The organism is Brevundimonas sp. ALps5, from assembly GCF_058681645.1.
Window position 1 is genome coordinate 901,195 of record NZ_CM178744.1, and the last position, 17,062, is coordinate 918,256.

Sequence of the window (17,062 nt, forward strand, 5' to 3'; positions counted from 1 at the left end):
CTCAGCGGCAGGCCTTGACGCAAGCCCCGGCCAGCACCTCGGCGGAATCCACCAGCGGAACCGTCACCTCGGCCGCGCTCAGCAGCAACGGCACCTCGGTGCAGCCGGCGATGACCACCTCGGCCCCACGCGCGACCAGGGCCGCCGCCAGCTGGGCCATGCGCGTCCGCGCCGCCTCGCCCATGTCGCCCGCCTTGACCCCATAGACCCGGGCCATGAAGGTCTCGCGGTCGGCGCCGTCCAGCACCACCGGTTCGATCCCCGCCGCCGTCAGGGCCGCCGTATAGAGGGCCTCGCCGCCGGGCGTGGCGAGGATGCCCGCCCGCCTTGCTCCCGTCGCCACGACGGCCGCCGTCGTCTCGGCGATCATGTCGATAAAGGGCAGGCCCGCCGCCCGGATGCCGGCGCCTTGAGCGTGCGCCGTATTGCACGGCATGGCGATGACCTCGGCGCCCGCGTCCCTCAGCCGCGCCGCCATCTCGCCCAGCACCGCCTCGGCCTGATCCGGCGTCCTGTTCCGGTCCGGCACCTGGGGGTTCATGTCCATCAGGACGCGGATGTGGTCGGCGTCGCCCTCGGCCGGGGTCAGGGCCTGGACCCGCGCCAGAAACGCCACCGTCGCCGCCGGCCCCATGCCGCCGAGAACGCCCAGCACCTTCATTACAGCGAACCCTCGATCTCGCCCTGATAGCCGAACAGGCCCTGCGCTCCGCCGGTGTGCAGGAAGACCACGGTTTCGTTCTCGAACCGGCCGGCGCGGGCCAGGGCGATCAGCCCCTTCATCGCCTTGCCGGTATAGACGGGGTCCAGGACGATGCCGTCGGTGCGGGCAGCCAGCTTGAGCGCCTCGATCACCGCCTCGTCGACCAGACCATAGCCCGCGCCGACATAGTCGCAGTCTGCGACGACCATCCCGTCGGTCACGGCGTCCGGACGGCCCAGCAGCACCGCCGTCTCCTTCGCCAGCTTCAGGACATTGGCCTCCTGCTTCTCCTTCGGCGCCCGGACCCCGATGCCCAGCACAGGGATGTCCGCGCCCATGACCGCCAGACCGGCGACCAGACCCGCATGGGTCCCGGCGCTGCCCGTCGCCGTCACGATCCGGTCGATCGGCATGTCCAGCTCATCGGCCTGGACCACGATCTCGCGCGCGCAGTCGGCGTAGCCCAGCGCCCCGATCGGGTTGGAGCCGCCGCCCGGGATGACATAGGGCTTGCCGCCGCGCTTCCTCACCGCCTCGGCCGAGATCTCCAGCTCGGCGACCATGTCCGAGCCGCCCGGCACGGTGCGGATCTGGGCGTCAAACAGCCGGTCCAGCAGGACGTTGCCGTTGCGGGTGTAGTCGGTCGCCTTCGACCCCGTCCGCTCTTCCAGAATGATCTCGCACTTGAGCCCGTGGGCCGCCGCGGCCGCCGCGGTCTGGCGCACATGGTTGGACTGGACCGCGCCCTGGGTCACCAGCGTATCCGCCCCCTGTTCGAAGGCGTCGCCGAGCAGGAATTCGAGCTTCCGCGTCTTGTTGCCGCCGCCGGCCAGGCCGGTGCAGTCGTCGCGCTTGATCCACAGTTCGACGCCCAGAGCCTCGGACAGGCGCGGCAGGGGCTCCAGCGGCGTGGGCAGATGGGCCAGTCGGACGCGGGGGAAGCGGGCGAGGTGCATGAGGGGGGCTCCGGTTTGCGAAACCCTCCTACGCCGCCGATGCGGCGGCGCCCAGACGACTGAGGGAAGACGCCTAAGCCGCCTCGGCGTGCTGCAGGTCGACCGCCGCCTTCAGCGCCTCGACGATCAGGGCCGCCGAGGGGAAGTCGGACGCCATCAGCTCTTCCAGCACCGGCGCCGCCTCGGGCGTCACCACCGCATTGGCCATGGCCCACCGCCCGAACTCGCGCGTGGCGATGTTCTCGCGCTCCAGCAGCTTGATGTCCTTGTGGCGCGGGTCCCGTTCCAGCCGGCGCAGCAGGCCGTCCAGGGTCGTCGCCGCCCCCTCGACCACCTGGACATAGCGCCCGCCGTGGGCGGCCAGCGCCCCGGTCAGCTCATCGCGGTCGTTGTTGCGTTGGCTCTCGCCGAGGATGGAAACAAGGTTCAGGAGGGAGGTCGTGCTGCCGGTGGCGGTACTGCGATACACCAGTCGCTGGAGCGTCTTTGTCATGGCGTTCCCGGGGGATGGAAGCGAAGCGGTTTACTAGGAAACGACCATTTCCTGTAAACGTTTCCAAACTCATAAGGCCCTGAACGGAAACGAAAATCTCACAACCCTCGCTTGCGGGCCAATGAAATTCGCCTTAAACGCGCCACAATTGGCCGCCGCACCACCTCCCCGATTACCTGAACCTCGCCGGTTGAGCCCGGCGCCCGATTGCCCTAGGGTCATCGCGTTCTCCCGGGGGCGGCATTCGAGCCGCTGAGATTGAGGTAGCCCTCTGACCGGCCGAACCTGATCCGGGTCATGCCGGCGAAGGGATGAGTACGCTTCCGGTCCGCACGCCACAGGACCAATTTCATTCCCCGCGCCGGCGCAGCCCTCAACACCTGAGGCCGCCATGAACATTCAAGTCACCCCGCCCGCGCTCCCGGAAGAGCCGAACGTCGAACTGGCTCTGAAAGACGCCCGCGAACAGGTGATGGCGGAGACCGGGACCATCCCGACCGGCGAGCGCGCCGGGTCGAAGAAGGTCTATGTCTCGGGCGAGCTCTTCCCCGACATCCGCGTCCCCTTCCGCGAGGTCGCCGTCCACCCGAGCGCCAACGAGCCGCCGGTGACCATCTATGACAGCTCCGGCCCCTACACCGACCCGACCGTCACGATCGACATCAAAAAGGGCCTGCCGCTGGTGAAGACCAGCTGGCAGCTGGACCGCGGCGACATCGCCCCGGTCGAGAACCCCCGCGAGGTCAAACCCGAGGACAACGGCCACGCCTCGGGCCGCCACCTCGCCCCGCGCTTCGACGTCTCGAACCACAAGGTGTTCAAGGGCGTCGAGGGCCGCCCGGTCACCCAGTACGAATACGCCAGGGCCGGCATCATCACGCCCGAGATGGAATATGTCGCCATCCGCGAGAACCTGCGCCGCGAGCAGAACGCCCCCTGCATCCGCGACGGCGAGGACTTCGGCGCCGCGATCCCCGACTTCGTGACCCCGGAGTTCGTGCGTCAGGAGATCGCCCGCGGCCGGGCCATCATCCCGCACAACATCAACCACCCCGAGGTCGAGCCGATGATCATCGGCCGCAACTTCCTGGTGAAGATCAACGCCAACATCGGCAACTCGGCGGTCCTCAGCTCGGTGGACGACGAGGTCGACAAACTGGTCTGGGCCACCCGCTGGGGCGCCGACAACGTCATGGACCTGTCGACCGGCCGCAACATCCACAACATCCGCGACTGGATCATCCGCAACTCGTCCGTCCCCATCGGCACCGTGCCGATCTATCAGGCGCTGGAGAAGGTCAACGGCATCGCCGAGGACCTGACCTGGGAGGTCTATCGCGACACCCTGATCGAGCAGTGCGAACAGGGCGTCGACTATTTCACCATCCACGCCGGCGTCCGCCTGCCCTTCATCCCGATGACGGCCAAACGGGTCACCGGCATCGTCAGCCGCGGCGGCTCGATCATGGCCAAATGGTGCCTGAGCCACCACAGGGAGAGCTTCCTCTACGAGCATTTCGAAGAGATCTGCGACATCATGCGGGCCTACGACGTGTCGTTCAGCCTCGGCGACGGCCTGCGTCCCGGCTCGATCGCCGACGCCAATGACGAGGCCCAGTTCGCCGAGCTGCGCACCCTGGGCGAGCTGACGAAGATCGCCTGGGCGAAGGGCTGTCAGGTGATGATCGAGGGCCCGGGCCACGTCCCGATGCACAAGATCAAGGCGAACATGGATGAGCAGCTCAAACACTGCCACGAGGCGCCCTTCTATACGCTTGGCCCGCTGACCACCGACATCGCCCCCGGCTATGACCACATCACCTCGGCCATCGGCGCGGCCATGATCGGCTGGTTCGGCACGGCCATGCTCTGCTACGTCACGCCCAAGGAGCACCTCGGCCTGCCCGACCGTCAGGACGTCAAGGATGGCGTCATCACCTACAAGATCGCCGCCCACGCCGCCGACCTGGCCAAGGGCCACCCGGCCGCCCGCCTGCACGACGACGCCCTGTCACGCGCCCGGTTCGAGTTCCGCTGGGAAGACCAGTTCAACCTCGGCCTCGACCCCGAAACGGCCCGCAAATACCACGACGAGACCCTCCCGAAAGAAGCCCACAAGACCGCCCACTTCTGCTCCATGTGCGGCCCGAAATTCTGCTCGATGAAGATCAGCCAGGACATCCGCCGGGATGCCCAGGCGCAGAATGATGCGGGGGCGAGCCTGGAAGCGGCCGAGGCCGGGATGGCGGAGATGTCGGCGAAGTTCCGCGCCGGGGGCGGGGTGGTGGAGGTGAAGGTGTGAGCACAACCTGACGCTTTACCTCCCGGACAAAATGGCTAACGCTCCCGCTTAGGGGAGGTGCCTATGGCTGGAACAATTGAGATTCGGAACCTACGGAACATAGCGAAGCTGCGCTTCGAAGTTCCTGACCGAGGGGTATGGCTTCTGACCGCCGGCAATGGCGCTGGTAAGACCTCACTCTTGGCCTGCATCCGACGGATCGGTTACCCAAACGCGTTTCCGGTCCACTTTCCGAGTTCATTGAGGTCCACTCGCTTAGACAATCACGCTCAAGGCAGCGTTACCTACGAGATTAATGGGGATACCGTCGAATACGCTTATCGAGGCGAGCGGTGGACACCTCGCCCCCGAAGCAACGCCACCCTACTTGCCCGATTTGGCTACCCCTCGGTCACGTACATGGGCGCCACGGGCGACAGGACGACCTAAGGACCGTAAACCTTGCAAGAGGCGTGGGAAACGACGCCTTCGTCCTGTTAACAGGCGGAAACCCCACGTCCTACCACTCTGAAAAACATTTCAGCTTGGGCGAGCTTTGCGTGCTAAAGCTCCTTAAGCTTGTCCATTCCGTTCAGAATAACAGCATGATCATTGTGGACGAGTTAGAAATGGCTCTTCACCCCAAGGCACAAATTAGACTTCTTGAGTATTTAACAGAGCAGTCAAATCAAAAACGACTGACGGTTTTATTTTCAACACATTCCGTGACTTTACTGAAGGTAGCAGATCGTCGACGCATTATATATCTCGATCGCCAAGATGATGGAGAGATTGTTCCTATCGTCGGCTGCTACCCCACTTACGCCATCGGAAACATCGCTTACGACGAGGAGACAATTCCTGACGGGGTCGCTTACGTTGAGGACCTGTTCGCAAAGGATATAGTTTCGGGATATTTAGATCAGTATCTTGAAGAACGTTTTGAAGATCCGAGCGTTAGACCTACAGTAAAAGTCCTTCCAGTCGGGGGATTTAAGGAGGTAGTGGCATTTCTCGATCAGAACAGGGCCGTCCTTCCAGATAGGTGTCGACAACAAGCGCTATTGGACGGAGATGTGGCGCAGGAAACGCTCGTGGCTTGGCGCGCCAATCACAATCCTCGTCTTGCCAAGTTTGACCGGCTGGCCAACCACATCGCCTATCTGCCTTGGGCTCCTGAAGTTGGCCTGATCGCGTATATGAGAACCAATCTAGCGGCCGTTGAGCAGGGGTTGCGTGTCCGCATGCGAGACAACCAAATCCGCTTGGGGGCATCAATTGCGGCATTCGACGAAAATCTAGCGGGAGGCCCCCTCCGCAGGTCGGCGAAGGATGCCGTAGAGCGGGTTCTCGAATATCTGAGTCAACGGACGGGCCGGTCCACTGACGCGGTTCAAGATGAGCTGTGCCGAGAGTTCGCTAAACTTTCTTGGCGTGAGTTCCGCGCAGATCTTATCCCGCTCCTAGTGCGAGTGACTGGTTAGGGACACATACCACTCTCGTTCCCCGTCCCTAGCAGTGGCTGGAAAGCCGCTTTCCACTAGCGCTTACTGCAAGAGCCAGCGGTGAGCCCCCTCCACCGCTTCGCGGTCCCCCTCCCCCGTTGGGGGAGGATTGCGACCTCGACCCGCTCCAGCCATCACAATACCCCCTCCCCAATCCCAACGATTTCCCGGGTTTCCGCCTTTCTCACCCGCCCCAATCAAGCACGCCCGAAAACCCGCCTATAATGCTCGCGTCCTGTCGTCAGGGGGCTCGCTCGGCCGGCGATCCGAAGCGGCGGCGGGAACGGAGGGAGTGGGCGCGACCTGGCGGCGGAGACGCCGAAGGGGACGCGAAGTCGAGCCGGTGCGAGTCCGGCAGGCTCAGGGGCGGGGAGGAGTACCCGTACCGGTCCGGCAGGAGGTCGTCGCCTCCGCCGCCCACGGCGCGCAGACGGGGCGTTCGTTAAGAGCGAAGCCAGGCCCTCGGCGCAGTCGAAAACCGTCCGTGCGGAGCGATCTGTCTTTGCCGAAAAACACATAACCCCACGGTCCCGGGCGAAGGCCCGTCGCTCCGCCCAGCCCCCACCAGGATGGGCCCCCGACAGCTTCAGCGCATGGCGTGTGAGGGCGATTATTTGTGCCTTCTCCCCTTGCGGGAGAAGGTGGCGCGCGGAGCGCGACGGATGAGGGGTCACACAGGCCCGTCAGGAGAGGAATATCCGAATGCGTGGGACGTCAAACGTCGGCGCAACCCCTCATCCGCCCCTCCGGGGCACCTTCTCCCGCAAGGGGGGAAGGAAGCGGAGTTCCATGCTATCCTCCCGCCCATGAGCAATGTCTTCGATCGCGAAGCCCGATCCCGCGCCCGAGGGGCCGTTCCCGGCCACGCGCCGCCGACGCGCACTCTGCGCAAGGTCTCGGCGGAATCCGGAGCTCTGGGCGCAGGCGCGGTCGGGGCGGGCGCCGTCGGGACCCTCGGTCTGGGCAGTCTGATGGTCGGGGCCATGGCGATCGGGGCGCTGGCCATCGGTCGGCTGAGCGTCAAACGCGGCCGGTTCGAGCGGCTGCACATCGGCGAACTGACCGTCGACCGCCTGCGCCTCGGCCGCATCGAACCTCTGGACCACGACTGAACAGGCCCCGACTAAGTATGAGCTTCACCGGCTTCGCCGCCGCCGACCTGGCCTTTCTGACCGGTCTGGCCGCCAACAACGACCGCGACTGGTTCACCGCCCACCGCGCCGCCTATGACGAGGGGCTGAAGCCCGGGCTGGCGGCCCTGATCGACGATCTGAATCCCCTGCTGGCGGCGCGCGGCATCCCCCTGCGCGGCGATGCTAAGAAGAGCCAGTTCCGCATTCACCGCGACGTGCGCTTCTCCAACGACAAACGTCCGTACAAGGTCCATGTCGCCGCCACCGTCAGCCGCACCGGCCCCGACGGCGAATGGCGCAAGATGTCGCCGGGCATGGTCTATATCCATATCGAGCCCGAGGGCGGCTCGCGGGCGCCGGTTCCGGACTTCGATCCCGACAGCATCGACCCTCTGGATCCCGCCACCCTGCCCTCGGCGCGCGGCGCGGTCGTCGCGGCCAAACCGGAGACCGAGGAGGACAGCTATTCCGGCTCCGGCCCCTTCGTGGCCGCCGGCTTCTGGCTGTCGGAACGGCCCAATATCGACGCCGTCCGCCGCGCCATGGTCGCCAATCCGGCGGCGTATTTCGCCATGGTCGAGGCGCTGGAAAAGGCGGGTCTCGAACTCGCGCCCGGCGATCCGGTCAAGAAGACGCCCCGTGACTTCGCCGATCACGCCGGCGGCCCGCTCGACCCCGCCCTGAAGCGCACCCGCTGGATCGTCCGCCGTCGGCTGACCGGCGCCGAGATCGGCTCGGACCGCCTGCCCGCCGTCATCGCCGCCTTCGCCGCCGACGCCCGCCCCCTGCTGGAGTTCGGCTGGAAGGCGCTCGGGAATGCGGCGACATGACCCGCAGTTGTGACTTGCGTCCGGCTCCCGCCTGGCCGAGGCTGGCCAGCACAGGTTTGAACCGTCGCAACGGAGACCGCCCATGCTGCCCCTGATGCTGATGCTGCTCGCCGCGCCCCTGCCGCAGACGGCGTCCCGGCCTGCGCCCCCGGCCGAACCGCCGGTCGCGCCCACCGTCCGGATCGATGCCGATGATGTCCTGCCCGGCGTTGTCCGGTCGCAGGGGACCGCCCGAAGCGACTGCAGGAACGGCGAACTCCAGCGGGCCGACACCCCCTCGACCGAGCGGCCGTCGGGTCCCGTCCAGACCGATCTGATGTTCCGTCAGGGCGATCCGGTGCAGATGACCCTGCTGCTCGAGCGCCGCGTCGGCCAGTGCTCCGTGCCGATCTCCTACGACGTCGCGCCCGACGGCCGCCTGCCGAGCTTCCCGGCGCGCGCCGACTGATCAGATCAGGGCCGCGACGACGGCCTCGATCCGTTTCCGGATATCCGGCACGGCGATGGTCTCCCAGAAGGCCGCGCGGGCCGGGGGACCGAGGACGAACAGGCCAGCGTCCGGCGTCCCGTCGGCGTTGAGCACCCGCCCCGCGGCGTCCAGCTCGAGCCCCAGCCGCAGCGGATCCATCCGCGCCCGGCCGCTCTCGATCAGGGGCGCGGTCAGCGGATCGGTCGCCGCCGAATGGGCCGGACCGGTGCAGTCGATCATCCATGCGGCGGTCAGGGGCTGAGCCAATCCTCCCCCACGCGGAGACCAGTGGACCGTCACGCCGTCCGGGCCGCTCTCGACCCGTCCCAACCGACCGGCCAGAACGGTCAGCCGCCCCCCAGCCTTCAGCGCATCGAGGGCATGGCCGATCCGGGCCGCGATCCGGTGGCGATGCACGTCCCACCAGGGCCGCAGATGTCGGACCATCCGGGCGCGCTGGTCCGGCGTGGCGGCGATCCAGAGATCCGCCGTGATCGGACGATAGGCCTCCATCACACAGCGCCAGCAGCCCTGCCGGGCCAGTTCGCGCACCGCCTTCAACCGCTGTGACAGCGGTCCGCTGAGCGCCTCGGCCGGCAAGGGCGTCGGCGTGTCCGGAAACAGATTATGCGGCCGGGGCGTCAGCCCCCGCCGCGACAGGGCCGTCGCCTTGCCGGTCCAGCCGCGCGCGACCAGCACCTGCACCATATCGACCATGGTCAGGCCCGTGCCCACGATGATGACGTCGTCCTCGGGGCCGATCCGGTCCAGCGCTCCGGGCGCCCACGGATCGCCGATGACCCGCTCGCCCCGGGCGTCACCCGCGTTGGGCGCCGGATTGCCGGTGCACAGGACGACCGTATCGGTCTCCACCGTCTCTCCATCCGACAGGGTCAGACCGGAAGGCGTCACGGCGGCGACCATGCCCACGCGGCGTTCGATCCGACCCGGATGCGCGGCCTCCACCGCCGCCAGCCGGGCGCGGACATAGTCGCCATAGACCTTGCGAGGGGCGAAGTCGGAGGCGTCGGCCAGCTCGGGCCGGTTCGCCTTCAGCCAGTCGACGAAGTCGTCGGGTTGGCCCTCGACCGCCGTCATCCGGTTGGACCGGACATTGAGCAGATGCCCCTCGAACGGGGTCGAATAGGCGACGCCGAGGCCGACCTCGGGCGTGGCGCCGATCAGGACAGAGGACAGGCCGCTCTCGGCCAGACGCGCGGCCAGCATGGCGCCGGAAAACCCGCCGCCGACAATCGCGATCCGCTTCACAGACTCAGTCACGACCGCTCCGACACATGACGCGGTTCTGGACCGGGTCGCCTGCGGCGTCAAACCGCAGGCTCCGGATCACGATCTAGATTTCCTGATTGTAGTCGGTGACGCCGTGGGCGGCGAGGCGCGGCTTCATCTCCTGACGGAACAGGTCGCGCATGTCGTCGGCCGAGCGCATGCTCTCGACCACCACGACCATCTCCGGCTTGTTCGAGGAGGCGCGGATCAGGACCCAGGAGCCGTCTTCCAGATGGACGCGGGCGCCGTTGACGGTGATCACCTCGACGATCTTGCGGCCCAGGATCGAACCGCCCGCGGCGAACAGGGCCTCGTATTCGGCGACCAGCTTTTCGAGGACCTGATACTTGGTCTCGTCCGAACAGTGCGGCGACATCGTCAGCGAGGTCCAGGCGTCCGGCAGGGCCGTCTTCAGCTCCGACAGGCTCTTGCCCGGGTTGCGGTCCAGCATGGCCAGAACGGCGCCGGCGGCGACGATGCCGTCGTCATAGCCGTGGCCCAGCGGCCCCGAGAGGAAGAAGTGGCCCGACTTCTCGAACCCGGCCAGGGCGCCCAGTTCGGCGGTCTTGCGCTTGATGTAGGAGTGGCCTGTCTTCCAGTAGACCGTCGTGGCGCCGTTGGCCTTGAGCACCTCGTCGGTCTTGTAGAGGCCCGTCGACTTCACATCGACCACGAAGGTCGCGTCCTTGTGCAAGACCGACAGGTCGCGGGCCAGCATGAGGCCGATCTTGTCGGCGAAGATCTCCTCGCCCGTGTCGTCTACGACGCCGCAACGGTCGCCGTCGCCGTCGAAACCAAGGGCCAGGTCGGCACCCGTCTCCTTCACCTTCTCGGCCATCTGGACCAGCATGGCGTGGTCTTCCGGGTTCGGATTGTATTTGGGGAAGGTATAGTCGAGTGACGTATCCATCTCGATCACCTCGCACCCCATCAGGCGCAGTGCCTGAGGCGCGAAGACGCCGGCGGTGCCGTTGCCGCAGGCGCAGACGACCTTGAGCGGACGGGCCAACTTCGTCTTGGCGGCGACGTCGGCGATATATTGCTCGCGGAAGCCCTCGATGCGTTCCAGCCGGCCGCCGGGACGCGAGACGCCCTGACCTTCCAGCACCAGGGTCTTCAGTCGGCCCATCTCGTCGGGACCGAAGGTCAGGGGCGGCTGGGCGCCCATCTTGACCCCCGTCCAGCCGTTCTCGTTGTGCGAGGCGGTGACCATCGCGACGCAGGGCGCGTTCAGGGCGAACTGGCCGTAGTAGGCCATCGGCGACAGGGCCAGACCGATGTCCAGCACCTCCATCCCGCCGTCCAGCAGACCCAGGATCAGGGCTTGTTTGACGCTGAGCGAATAGGACCGGAAGTCGTGGCCGACGACGATGCGCGGCTGCACCCCGATCTCGTGGACATAGGTGGCCAGGCCCAGGCCCAGGGCCTGGATGCCCAGCAGGTTGATTTCCTTCTCCAGGATCCAGCGCGCGTCGTATTCGCGGAACCCGGTCGGCTTGACCAGAGGCGTAACCTCATAATCGGCCGTGTTCGGAACCAGATCCTGGCGGGGCTTCAACATGCGAGAGTCCTGGGGAGGATGATCAGGGCCAGACGAGCGCCACCGCCGTCATGGCCGCCGCGATCACAACGGCCAGGGCGAAGAACAATCGGTCGGACATGATCAGACCTAATAGAGGCGGCCCGCGCGGGGAACAACCGGGATCGCCTTCCGCGTATCACGGTTCATCATTCCGTCACGGTCCCGGCTTGACCCCTGAAGGGTCGCGTCCTAGGCCGAGGGTCCAGAAAATTCCCAACCGCGCCGCCGGCTCCCTTCCGGTGCGACGCCGGAGCCGACCATGCCTCGTCTGATCCTTCTTCGTCACGGCCAGAGCCAGTGGAACCTCGAGAACCGCTTCACCGGCTGGGTCGATGTCGATCTGACGGCGGAGGGCGAGGCCCAGGCGCGGCGCGGTGGCGAACTGATCGCCGAGGCCAGCTTCACCCCGGCGGTGATGTTCACCTCGGTCCTGACCCGGGCCAAGCGCACCGGCGCCATCGCCCTGCAGGCCGCGGGCCTCAAGGACGTGCCGACGATCGAGGACTGGCGGCTGAACGAGCGCCACTACGGCGGCCTGACCGGGCTCGACAAGGCCGAGACGGCGAAGCTGCACGGCGACGACCAGGTCAAGGTTTGGCGCCGCAGCTATGACGTCCCGCCGCCGCCCCTGGCCCCCGGCGGCGAATGGGACTTCACCGCCGACCCCCGCTACGCCGGTCAGGACATTCCGGACACCGAAAGCCTGAAGACCACGCTGGATCGCGTGCTGCCCTATTGGGACAGCGCCATCGCCCCGCGCCTGAAGGCGGGGGAGGACGTGCTGATCGCCGCCCACGGCAATTCGCTGCGCGCCATCGTCAAACACCTGTTCGACGTGCCGGACGACCAGATCGTCGGGGTCGAGATCCCGACCGGCAATCCGCTGGAGATCGATCTGGACGCTGATCTGAAGCCGGTTTCGGCGCGCTATCTGGATGCGGGACGGGCCGAAAGCCTGCCGGCCATCGCGTGAGCACGCCCGAAGCAGAAGACTCCCGGTTCATGGCTCGGGCCATCGAACTGGCCATGGGGCGAATGGGCGAGACCTGGCCCAACCCGGCGGTCGGCTGCATCATCGTCAAGGATGGGCAGGTGCTCTCGGAGTCCGCAACGGCGCCGGGTGGACGCCCCCACGCCGAGGAACAGGCCGTCCCCGCCGCCGGCCCGAACGTCGCCGGATCGACCGCCTATGTGACGCTGGAGCCGTGCGGGGCGCGGTCTTCGGGCCGCCAGTCCTGCGCCCACTATCTGGCCGAGGCCGGGGTGGCGCGGGTCGTCGTCGCCTGCCTGGACCCCTCCCCCTTCGCCTCGGGCCGAGGCACGGAGCGGCTGCGTCAGGCCGGACTGATCGTCGAGACCGGCCTCATGTGCGACGAGGGCAAGGTGCTGTGCGAAGGCTTCCTGCACCGTCTGGAGACTGGCCGACCCATGGTCCGGATCAGCCAGGACGGCCAAGGGTTCGACGCCCGCTTCGTCGCCTCCCCGCGGGCCGACCTGGTCACCGAACTAAAGCGCTTGGGCGAGGCGGGCTATACCCGGCTGTGGACCGGCCCCGGCGAACTGGCCGACGCCCTCGCCGAGCAAGGACTCCTCACCGCCTGACGAGTCAGGCGGCTGGCGAAACCCCCGTTTTCGCAAGGCTTCCTTAAACGCGACGGGTCGATAGTGGCCGGATGGGAGCCCCCGAGGAAAAGCTGCGCAAGCGGATCAGCCAGCAAGAGCTGAACGTCATCTGCGCCCGACATGACCGCCTTTGGCAGGCGCGTCCGGGCGGAGCGCGCGCCGTCTTCGCCTGGATGGACCTGTCGGGCCTGGACCTCAGCGGCCGCAACCTGACCGACGCCGACTTCTCCGCGGCCGAGATGACCGGCTGCGACCTGACCGGCGCCAAACTGGACAACGCCACCTTCTTCGGCACCGACATGCAGGAGGCGATCCTGGTCGACGCCAGCCTGAGGCGAGCGGACCTGCGCGGCGCCTGTCTGCGCGGCGCCGATCTGTCGGGCGCCGACCTGTTCGAAGCCGATTTGCGCGAAGGCACCCTGGCGACCGCCGACGCGAAAGACGGCTTCCGCGTCGTCGAGCCCAAGAAGCGCAACGAGACCCAGGCCCAGGGCGCCTGCCTGGCCGGCGCCAATCTGCAGCGTTCTCGCCTGTCCGGCATCGCCGCCCAGGCGGCCGACTTCTCCGACGCCATCATGACCGGCTGCAAGCTGGTGCGCGCCAATCTGAAATCCGCCAACTTCCGCGGCGCCGACCTCGCCGGAGCCGATCTGTCGGGCGCCGACCTGACCGGGGCCGACCTGCGCGATGCGGTCCTCGTCGGCGTCACCGCCTCCATGTGGCGCACCGACGGCGCCAATCTGGACGGCGCCCTGACCGACAAGGGTTCGGCCTGCGCCTCCGTCGCCAAGATGCCCGCCGCCGACATGCTGCACGACCACGCCGTCTGGTGCGAGACCGGCGGCGCCCAGGGCCAGCCCTCGGTCTTCGACGGCGTCGACCTGCGTCCGCTGGGCTCGATCACCGGCCTGAACCTGACGGCCCTGTCGGCCAAGGGCGCGGTCTTCTACGGCCTCGACATGGAGGGGGTTCAGCTTCAGGGCGCCCAGCTTCAGGGAGCGGACCTGCGTTCGACCCGGCTGCGCCGCGCCGACCTGCGCGGCGCCCGGCTGAACGGCGCGCGACTGGGCGGCGCCGATCTGCGCGAGGCCCAGCTGGGGCCGTTGATGCTGGGGCCGGAACGCCTGTTGCCCGCCGACCTGACCGGCGCCTCCCTCCGGGGCGCGGACCTGTCCGGCGCCGATCTGCGCCGCGCCGTCTTCTGCGAGGCCGACCTCAGCCGCGCCAGCCTGCACGGCGCCCAGACCCGCCTCGCCGACTTCACGGGCGCGATCCTGACGGCCGCGCGCGGCTATGATCCCAAGGCCGACGCCGCATGACCGTGGTTCGCCGCAAACTCTCGCAGGGCGATCTCGACCTCTTCCTCGTCGCCCACGCCCGCTTCGTCGAGGGCAAGGCCGGCGGCCGCCGTCTGTCGCTGAAATTCCTCGACCTGACCGGCCTGGACCTGAGCGGACGGCTGCTGGACGACGCCGACTTCACCGGCGCCTGTCTGGAGAACGCCAGGCTCCGGGGCGCGCGGATGGAGCGCGCTGTCCTGTTCGGCTGCGACCTGCGCGGCGCCGATCTGTCCGAGGCGGTTCTGGTCCGCGCCGACATCCGCGGCGTCTGTCTGCAGGGCGCCAGTCTGGAAAACGCCGACCTGACCCAGGCCGACTTCCGCGAGGGTGTCATCGCCATGCCTCACGAGACCAAGGGCCTGTCGGCGGTCAAGCACGAGACGCGCGTCGGTCTGGCCGACGGCGCCAGCTTCGCCGGGGCGACGCTGGATGGCTCGCGCTTCGACGGGGTCAGCGCCCACAAGGCCGACTTCACCGACTGTTCCATGCGCGGCGCCGTCCTGACCCGCGCCAATCTGAAGGACGCCGACCTGTCCGGCGCCATGCTGGAGAACGCCGAGGTTTCGGGCGCCAACCTGGCCGGGGCGCGCCTGATCGGCGCCGACCTGTCGGGCGTGAAGATGGAGGCCGCCCGTCTCGACAAAACCGATCTGACCGGTGTCCTGAAGGCGCCGACCGCGGCGGCGATCGCGCGGGCCGAGGAGCTGATGCGTCAGGCGCTGGACGCCAACGCCTGGGCCGAGAGCGGCGGCGTCCTCGGCGCGCCCGCGGTGTTCGACAACGAGGATTTGCGCCCGCTGAGCGGCCGTCTGGGCGGGCTGAAGCTGCCGGCCCTGAGCGTCAAGGGCGCCTGTATGGTCGGGATGGACCTGAAGGATCTGGCGCTTCAGGGCGCCAACCTCGAGAAGGCTGACCTGCGCGGCGCGGACCTGTCGGGCTCGGACCTGCGCGGCGTACGTCTGAACGGCGCACTGCTCAACAAGGCCAATCTGACCGATACGCAGCTAGGTCCCCTGCCCATGGGCGGCGGCCGGACCCTGCCCGCGACCCTGGCCGACAGCCGTCTTCGCTACGCCTGCCTCAGGCGCGCCGACCTCGGCCGCGCCTGTCTGGACCGCGCCGATCTGTCGGGCGCGGACTTCCGGGGCGCCAACCTGACCGAGGTGACCTTCAAGGGCGCCCGGATCGACCACGTCAACGGCGTGTCCTCGGAAGCCGCATAGAAAAAGGGGCGGCCCGAAGACCGCCCCTTCCAACTCAGATCAAATCCGACGCCTCGCTTACGCGGCAGCGCTTTCGCCCTCGATCAGAGGCGTTTTCGTCGTGCCGATCTCGATGCGGCGCGGCTTCAGGGCCTCCGGCAGCTCGCGCTTCAGGCTGATGGCGAGCAGGCCGTTGTCGAGGGTCGCATCCGTCACGACCACATAGTCGGCCAGCTGGAAGCGGCGCTCGAAGTCGCGCTCGGCCAGACCGCGGTGCAGATAGGTCTTCTGCGGGGCCGCGTCGTCATTGGCGGTCTTGCGGCCGGTGACGGTCAGGAGGTTTTCCTTGACCTCGATGTTCAGCTCTTCGGGCTTGAAGCCGGCGACGGCGATCTCGACCCGGTACTGGTTCTCGGCGGTCGTCTCGATGTTGTAGGGCGGCCAGCCGGCGGCCTCGCTGGTGCGTGCGGCGCTTTCCAGCTGACGGGCCAGACGGTCGAAACCGACGGCCGAACGATAGAGGGGGGTGAAGTCGATGGTACGCATGTCGATCTCCTGATTATCAGCAAGATTGAGCCGCTCCGCGTTTTGCCCGGAGCCGCCTTGGGTGGTCAGGTCCGCGGTCCCTTCTGGGCCCCGTGGGTCTGAGAAGGCCCGGTGATCGGCGCCTTCGCCTATCGATGTGGGATACGGTTTCGGCCGCGCAAGAGGCATCAATCTTGCGGACGTTTCGTCGCCTTGCTTCGGCCACCCGAGCCGTTAGGGATGGCGGGCCCCTTCTGGAGACGACCATGCGCCTGATCGCCCTCGCCCTCTCGGCCACCCTGCCTCTTACCGCAATGGCGGCTCCGGTTCTGGCCCAGGACGCGCCCAGCGTCGGCGAAACCCCGGCCCAGCGCGCCGCGCGCCGCGCCGCCATGGCGCCGCCGGTGCTGCAGGAGGACGAGGCGCTGCAGTCCGCGATCGGATCGGACACCCGCCCCGCGGCCGACATCGCTCGCGACGGCCAGCGTCATCCGCTGGAGACCCTGACCTTCTGGGGCCTGACCCCCGGGCTGACGGTGGTCGAGATCGAGCCCGGCCGGGCCGGTTGGTGGCGCCACATTCTCGAGCCCTACGCCGCGGCGACCGGCGGGACCTATGTGCCGGTCGACAAGCCGACAGACAGCATGGGGGTCGCCGACGGAACCGCCGACATGGTCGTGGTCGCCCGCGCCTTCCACAACTGGGCCCGCGACGGCCGCACCGAGCCCTATCTGGCGGCCTTCTTCAAGGCGTTGAAGCCGGGCGGGGTCCTGGCCGTGGAACAGCACCGCAGCGCCGAGGGGCTGAATGTCGCGACGACCGCCCCGACCGGCTATGTGCCCGAAAGCTACGTCATCCGCGCGGCCCAGGCGGCGGGCTTCGTGCTGGAGGCCCGCAGCGAGCTGAACGCCAACCCCGGGGACGACCACGACCACCCGTTCGGAGTCTGGAGCCTGCCGCCGACCCGCCAGTCCCAGGCCCGCGACGGATCCGGCGCCCTGACGCCCGAACAGAGAGCCGCGCTGGACGCGATAGGCGAGAGCGACCGCATGACCCTGCGCTTCCGCAAGCCCTTCTGAGGCGCTGTTCGTCCGGTCCCCGATCACGCCTTCGCGCGTGGCTTTGACGAC

The 17,062-nt window shown here is 67.8% G+C and carries 16 protein-coding genes and 1 riboswitch; of the genes, 10 read left to right on the top strand and 6 right to left on the bottom strand.

The genetic code is table 11. From position 1 onward, the window contains the following. Position 1: 1 nt before the first annotated feature. The 3 genes from cuyB to ACW172_RS04300 all read right to left on the bottom strand — a co-directional run bounded on the left by cuyB (position 2) and on the right by ACW172_RS04300 (position 2,152). The gene (cuyB, locus tag ACW172_RS04290; RefSeq protein ID WP_492033952.1) at positions 2-661 is read right to left on the bottom strand and encodes a cysteate racemase; all 660 of its coding nucleotides are present in this window, start codon (positions 659-661) and stop codon (positions 2-4) included. Then, the gene (cuyA, locus tag ACW172_RS04295) at positions 661-1,659 is read right to left on the bottom strand and encodes a D-cysteate sulfo-lyase (RefSeq protein ID WP_492033953.1); all 999 of its coding nucleotides are present in this window, start codon (positions 1,657-1,659) and stop codon (positions 661-663) included. The genes cuyB and cuyA overlap by 1 nt, the downstream gene beginning before the upstream one ends. Positions 1,660-1,732: 73 nt before the next feature. Beyond that, positions 1,733-2,152 carry a BLUF domain-containing protein gene (locus tag ACW172_RS04300; protein ID WP_492033954.1) on the bottom strand — a complete coding sequence of 140 codons (420 nt, stop codon included), beginning with the start codon at positions 2,150-2,152 and terminating at the stop codon, positions 1,733-1,735. Positions 2,153-2,373: 221 nt separating this feature from the next. Continuing rightward, a riboswitch (TPP riboswitch) is annotated at positions 2,374-2,482 on the top strand. Between the two features lie 142 nt (positions 2,483-2,624). On the opposite strand from ACW172_RS04300, the gene thiC reads away from it, so the two are divergent. From thiC to ACW172_RS04325, 5 genes are all read left to right on the top strand, one after another. Beyond that, the gene (gene thiC / locus ACW172_RS04305; RefSeq protein WP_492034937.1) at positions 2,625-4,454 is read left to right on the top strand and encodes a phosphomethylpyrimidine synthase ThiC; all 1,830 of its coding nucleotides are present in this window, start codon (positions 2,625-2,627) and stop codon (positions 4,452-4,454) included. Between the two features lie 452 nt (positions 4,455-4,906). After that, the gene (locus ACW172_RS04310) at positions 4,907-5,917 is read left to right on the top strand and encodes an AAA family ATPase (RefSeq protein ID WP_492033955.1); all 1,011 of its coding nucleotides are present in this window, start codon (positions 4,907-4,909) and stop codon (positions 5,915-5,917) included. 827 nt (positions 5,918-6,744) lie between these two features. Further along, positions 6,745-7,050, top strand: a complete 306-nt coding sequence (locus tag ACW172_RS04315) for a hypothetical protein (protein ID WP_492033956.1) — start codon at positions 6,745-6,747, stop codon at positions 7,048-7,050. A 17-nt stretch (positions 7,051-7,067) separates the two neighbouring features. After that, positions 7,068-7,901, top strand: coding sequence for a DUF2461 domain-containing protein (locus tag ACW172_RS04320; protein WP_492033957.1), 834 nt, complete (start codon positions 7,068-7,070; stop codon positions 7,899-7,901). An 82-nt stretch (positions 7,902-7,983) separates the two neighbouring features. Beyond that, entirely contained in the window at positions 7,984-8,349 is a 366-nt protein-coding gene (locus ACW172_RS04325; protein WP_492033958.1) for a hypothetical protein, read from the top strand. Here the strand turns inward: ACW172_RS04325 and ACW172_RS04330 are convergent, their stop codons facing one another. Next, complete coding sequence (locus tag ACW172_RS04330; protein ID WP_492033959.1) at positions 8,350-9,651, bottom strand: FAD/NAD(P)-binding protein; 1,302 nt, start codon at positions 9,649-9,651, stop codon at positions 8,350-8,352. Positions 9,652-9,724: 73 nt separating this feature from the next. Further along, positions 9,725-11,221 carry a phosphomannomutase/phosphoglucomutase gene (locus ACW172_RS04335; RefSeq protein WP_492033960.1) on the bottom strand — a complete coding sequence of 499 codons (1,497 nt, stop codon included), beginning with the start codon at positions 11,219-11,221 and terminating at the stop codon, positions 9,725-9,727. Positions 11,222-11,501: 280 nt separating this feature from the next. On the opposite strand from ACW172_RS04335, the gene gpmA reads away from it, so the two are divergent. The 4 genes from gpmA (at position 11,502) to ACW172_RS04355 (ending at position 15,428) form a co-directional block, all read left to right on the top strand. Then, complete coding sequence (gene gpmA / locus ACW172_RS04340; RefSeq protein ID WP_492033961.1) at positions 11,502-12,215, top strand: 2,3-diphosphoglycerate-dependent phosphoglycerate mutase; 714 nt, start codon at positions 11,502-11,504, stop codon at positions 12,213-12,215. Between the two features lie 29 nt (positions 12,216-12,244). Further along, entirely contained in the window at positions 12,245-12,844 is a 600-nt protein-coding gene (locus ACW172_RS04345; RefSeq protein ID WP_492033962.1) for a bifunctional diaminohydroxyphosphoribosylaminopyrimidine deaminase/5-amino-6-(5-phosphoribosylamino)uracil reductase RibD, read from the top strand. Positions 12,845-12,915: 71 nt separating this feature from the next. Continuing rightward, a complete protein-coding gene (locus tag ACW172_RS04350; protein WP_492033963.1) occupies positions 12,916-14,184 on the top strand; it encodes a pentapeptide repeat-containing protein in 1,269 nt (422 codons plus the stop codon). Continuing rightward, positions 14,181-15,428, top strand: coding sequence for a pentapeptide repeat-containing protein (locus ACW172_RS04355; protein WP_492033964.1), 1,248 nt, complete (start codon positions 14,181-14,183; stop codon positions 15,426-15,428). The genes ACW172_RS04350 and ACW172_RS04355 overlap by 4 nt, the downstream gene beginning before the upstream one ends. Before the next feature lie 57 nt (positions 15,429-15,485). Here the strand turns inward: ACW172_RS04355 and ACW172_RS04360 are convergent, their stop codons facing one another. Beyond that, positions 15,486-15,953 (bottom strand): Hsp20 family protein, encoded by a 468-nt coding sequence (locus tag ACW172_RS04360; RefSeq protein ID WP_492033965.1) that lies wholly within the window; start codon positions 15,951-15,953, stop codon positions 15,486-15,488. Positions 15,954-16,198: 245 nt separating this feature from the next. Here ACW172_RS04360 and ACW172_RS04365 point away from each other — a divergent pair, with 245 nt between their 5' ends. Then, the gene (locus ACW172_RS04365) at positions 16,199-17,011 is read left to right on the top strand and encodes a class I SAM-dependent methyltransferase (protein WP_492033966.1); all 813 of its coding nucleotides are present in this window, start codon (positions 16,199-16,201) and stop codon (positions 17,009-17,011) included. Positions 17,012-17,062 lie beyond the last annotated feature (51 nt).

Excerpts from the sequence above, each read along its gene's own strand:
- cuyB (WP_492033952.1), bottom strand. The coding sequence starts at position 661 with ATGAAGGTGCTGGGCGTTCTCGGCGGCATGGGGCCGGCGGCGACGGTG.
- cuyA (WP_492033953.1), bottom strand. The coding sequence starts at position 1,659 with ATGCACCTCGCCCGCTTCCCCCGCGTCCGACTGGCCCATCTGCCCACG.
- ACW172_RS04300 (WP_492033954.1), bottom strand. The coding sequence starts at position 2,152 with ATGACAAAGACGCTCCAGCGACTGGTGTATCGCAGTACCGCCACCGGC.
- thiC (WP_492034937.1), top strand. The coding sequence starts at position 2,625 with ATGGCGGAGACCGGGACCATCCCGACCGGCGAGCGCGCCGGGTCGAAG.
- ACW172_RS04315 (WP_492033956.1), top strand. The coding sequence starts at position 6,745 with ATGAGCAATGTCTTCGATCGCGAAGCCCGATCCCGCGCCCGAGGGGCC.
- ACW172_RS04320 (WP_492033957.1), top strand. The coding sequence starts at position 7,068 with ATGAGCTTCACCGGCTTCGCCGCCGCCGACCTGGCCTTTCTGACCGGT.
- ACW172_RS04325 (WP_492033958.1), top strand. The coding sequence starts at position 7,984 with ATGCTGCCCCTGATGCTGATGCTGCTCGCCGCGCCCCTGCCGCAGACG.
- ACW172_RS04335 (WP_492033960.1), bottom strand. The coding sequence starts at position 11,221 with ATGTTGAAGCCCCGCCAGGATCTGGTTCCGAACACGGCCGATTATGAG.
- gpmA (WP_492033961.1), top strand. The coding sequence starts at position 11,502 with ATGCCTCGTCTGATCCTTCTTCGTCACGGCCAGAGCCAGTGGAACCTC.
- ACW172_RS04345 (WP_492033962.1), top strand. The coding sequence starts at position 12,245 with ATGGCTCGGGCCATCGAACTGGCCATGGGGCGAATGGGCGAGACCTGG.
- ACW172_RS04350 (WP_492033963.1), top strand. The coding sequence starts at position 12,916 with ATGGGAGCCCCCGAGGAAAAGCTGCGCAAGCGGATCAGCCAGCAAGAG.
- ACW172_RS04355 (WP_492033964.1), top strand. The coding sequence starts at position 14,181 with ATGACCGTGGTTCGCCGCAAACTCTCGCAGGGCGATCTCGACCTCTTC.
- ACW172_RS04360 (WP_492033965.1), bottom strand. The coding sequence starts at position 15,953 with ATGCGTACCATCGACTTCACCCCCCTCTATCGTTCGGCCGTCGGTTTC.
- ACW172_RS04365 (WP_492033966.1), top strand. The coding sequence starts at position 16,199 with ATGCGCCTGATCGCCCTCGCCCTCTCGGCCACCCTGCCTCTTACCGCA.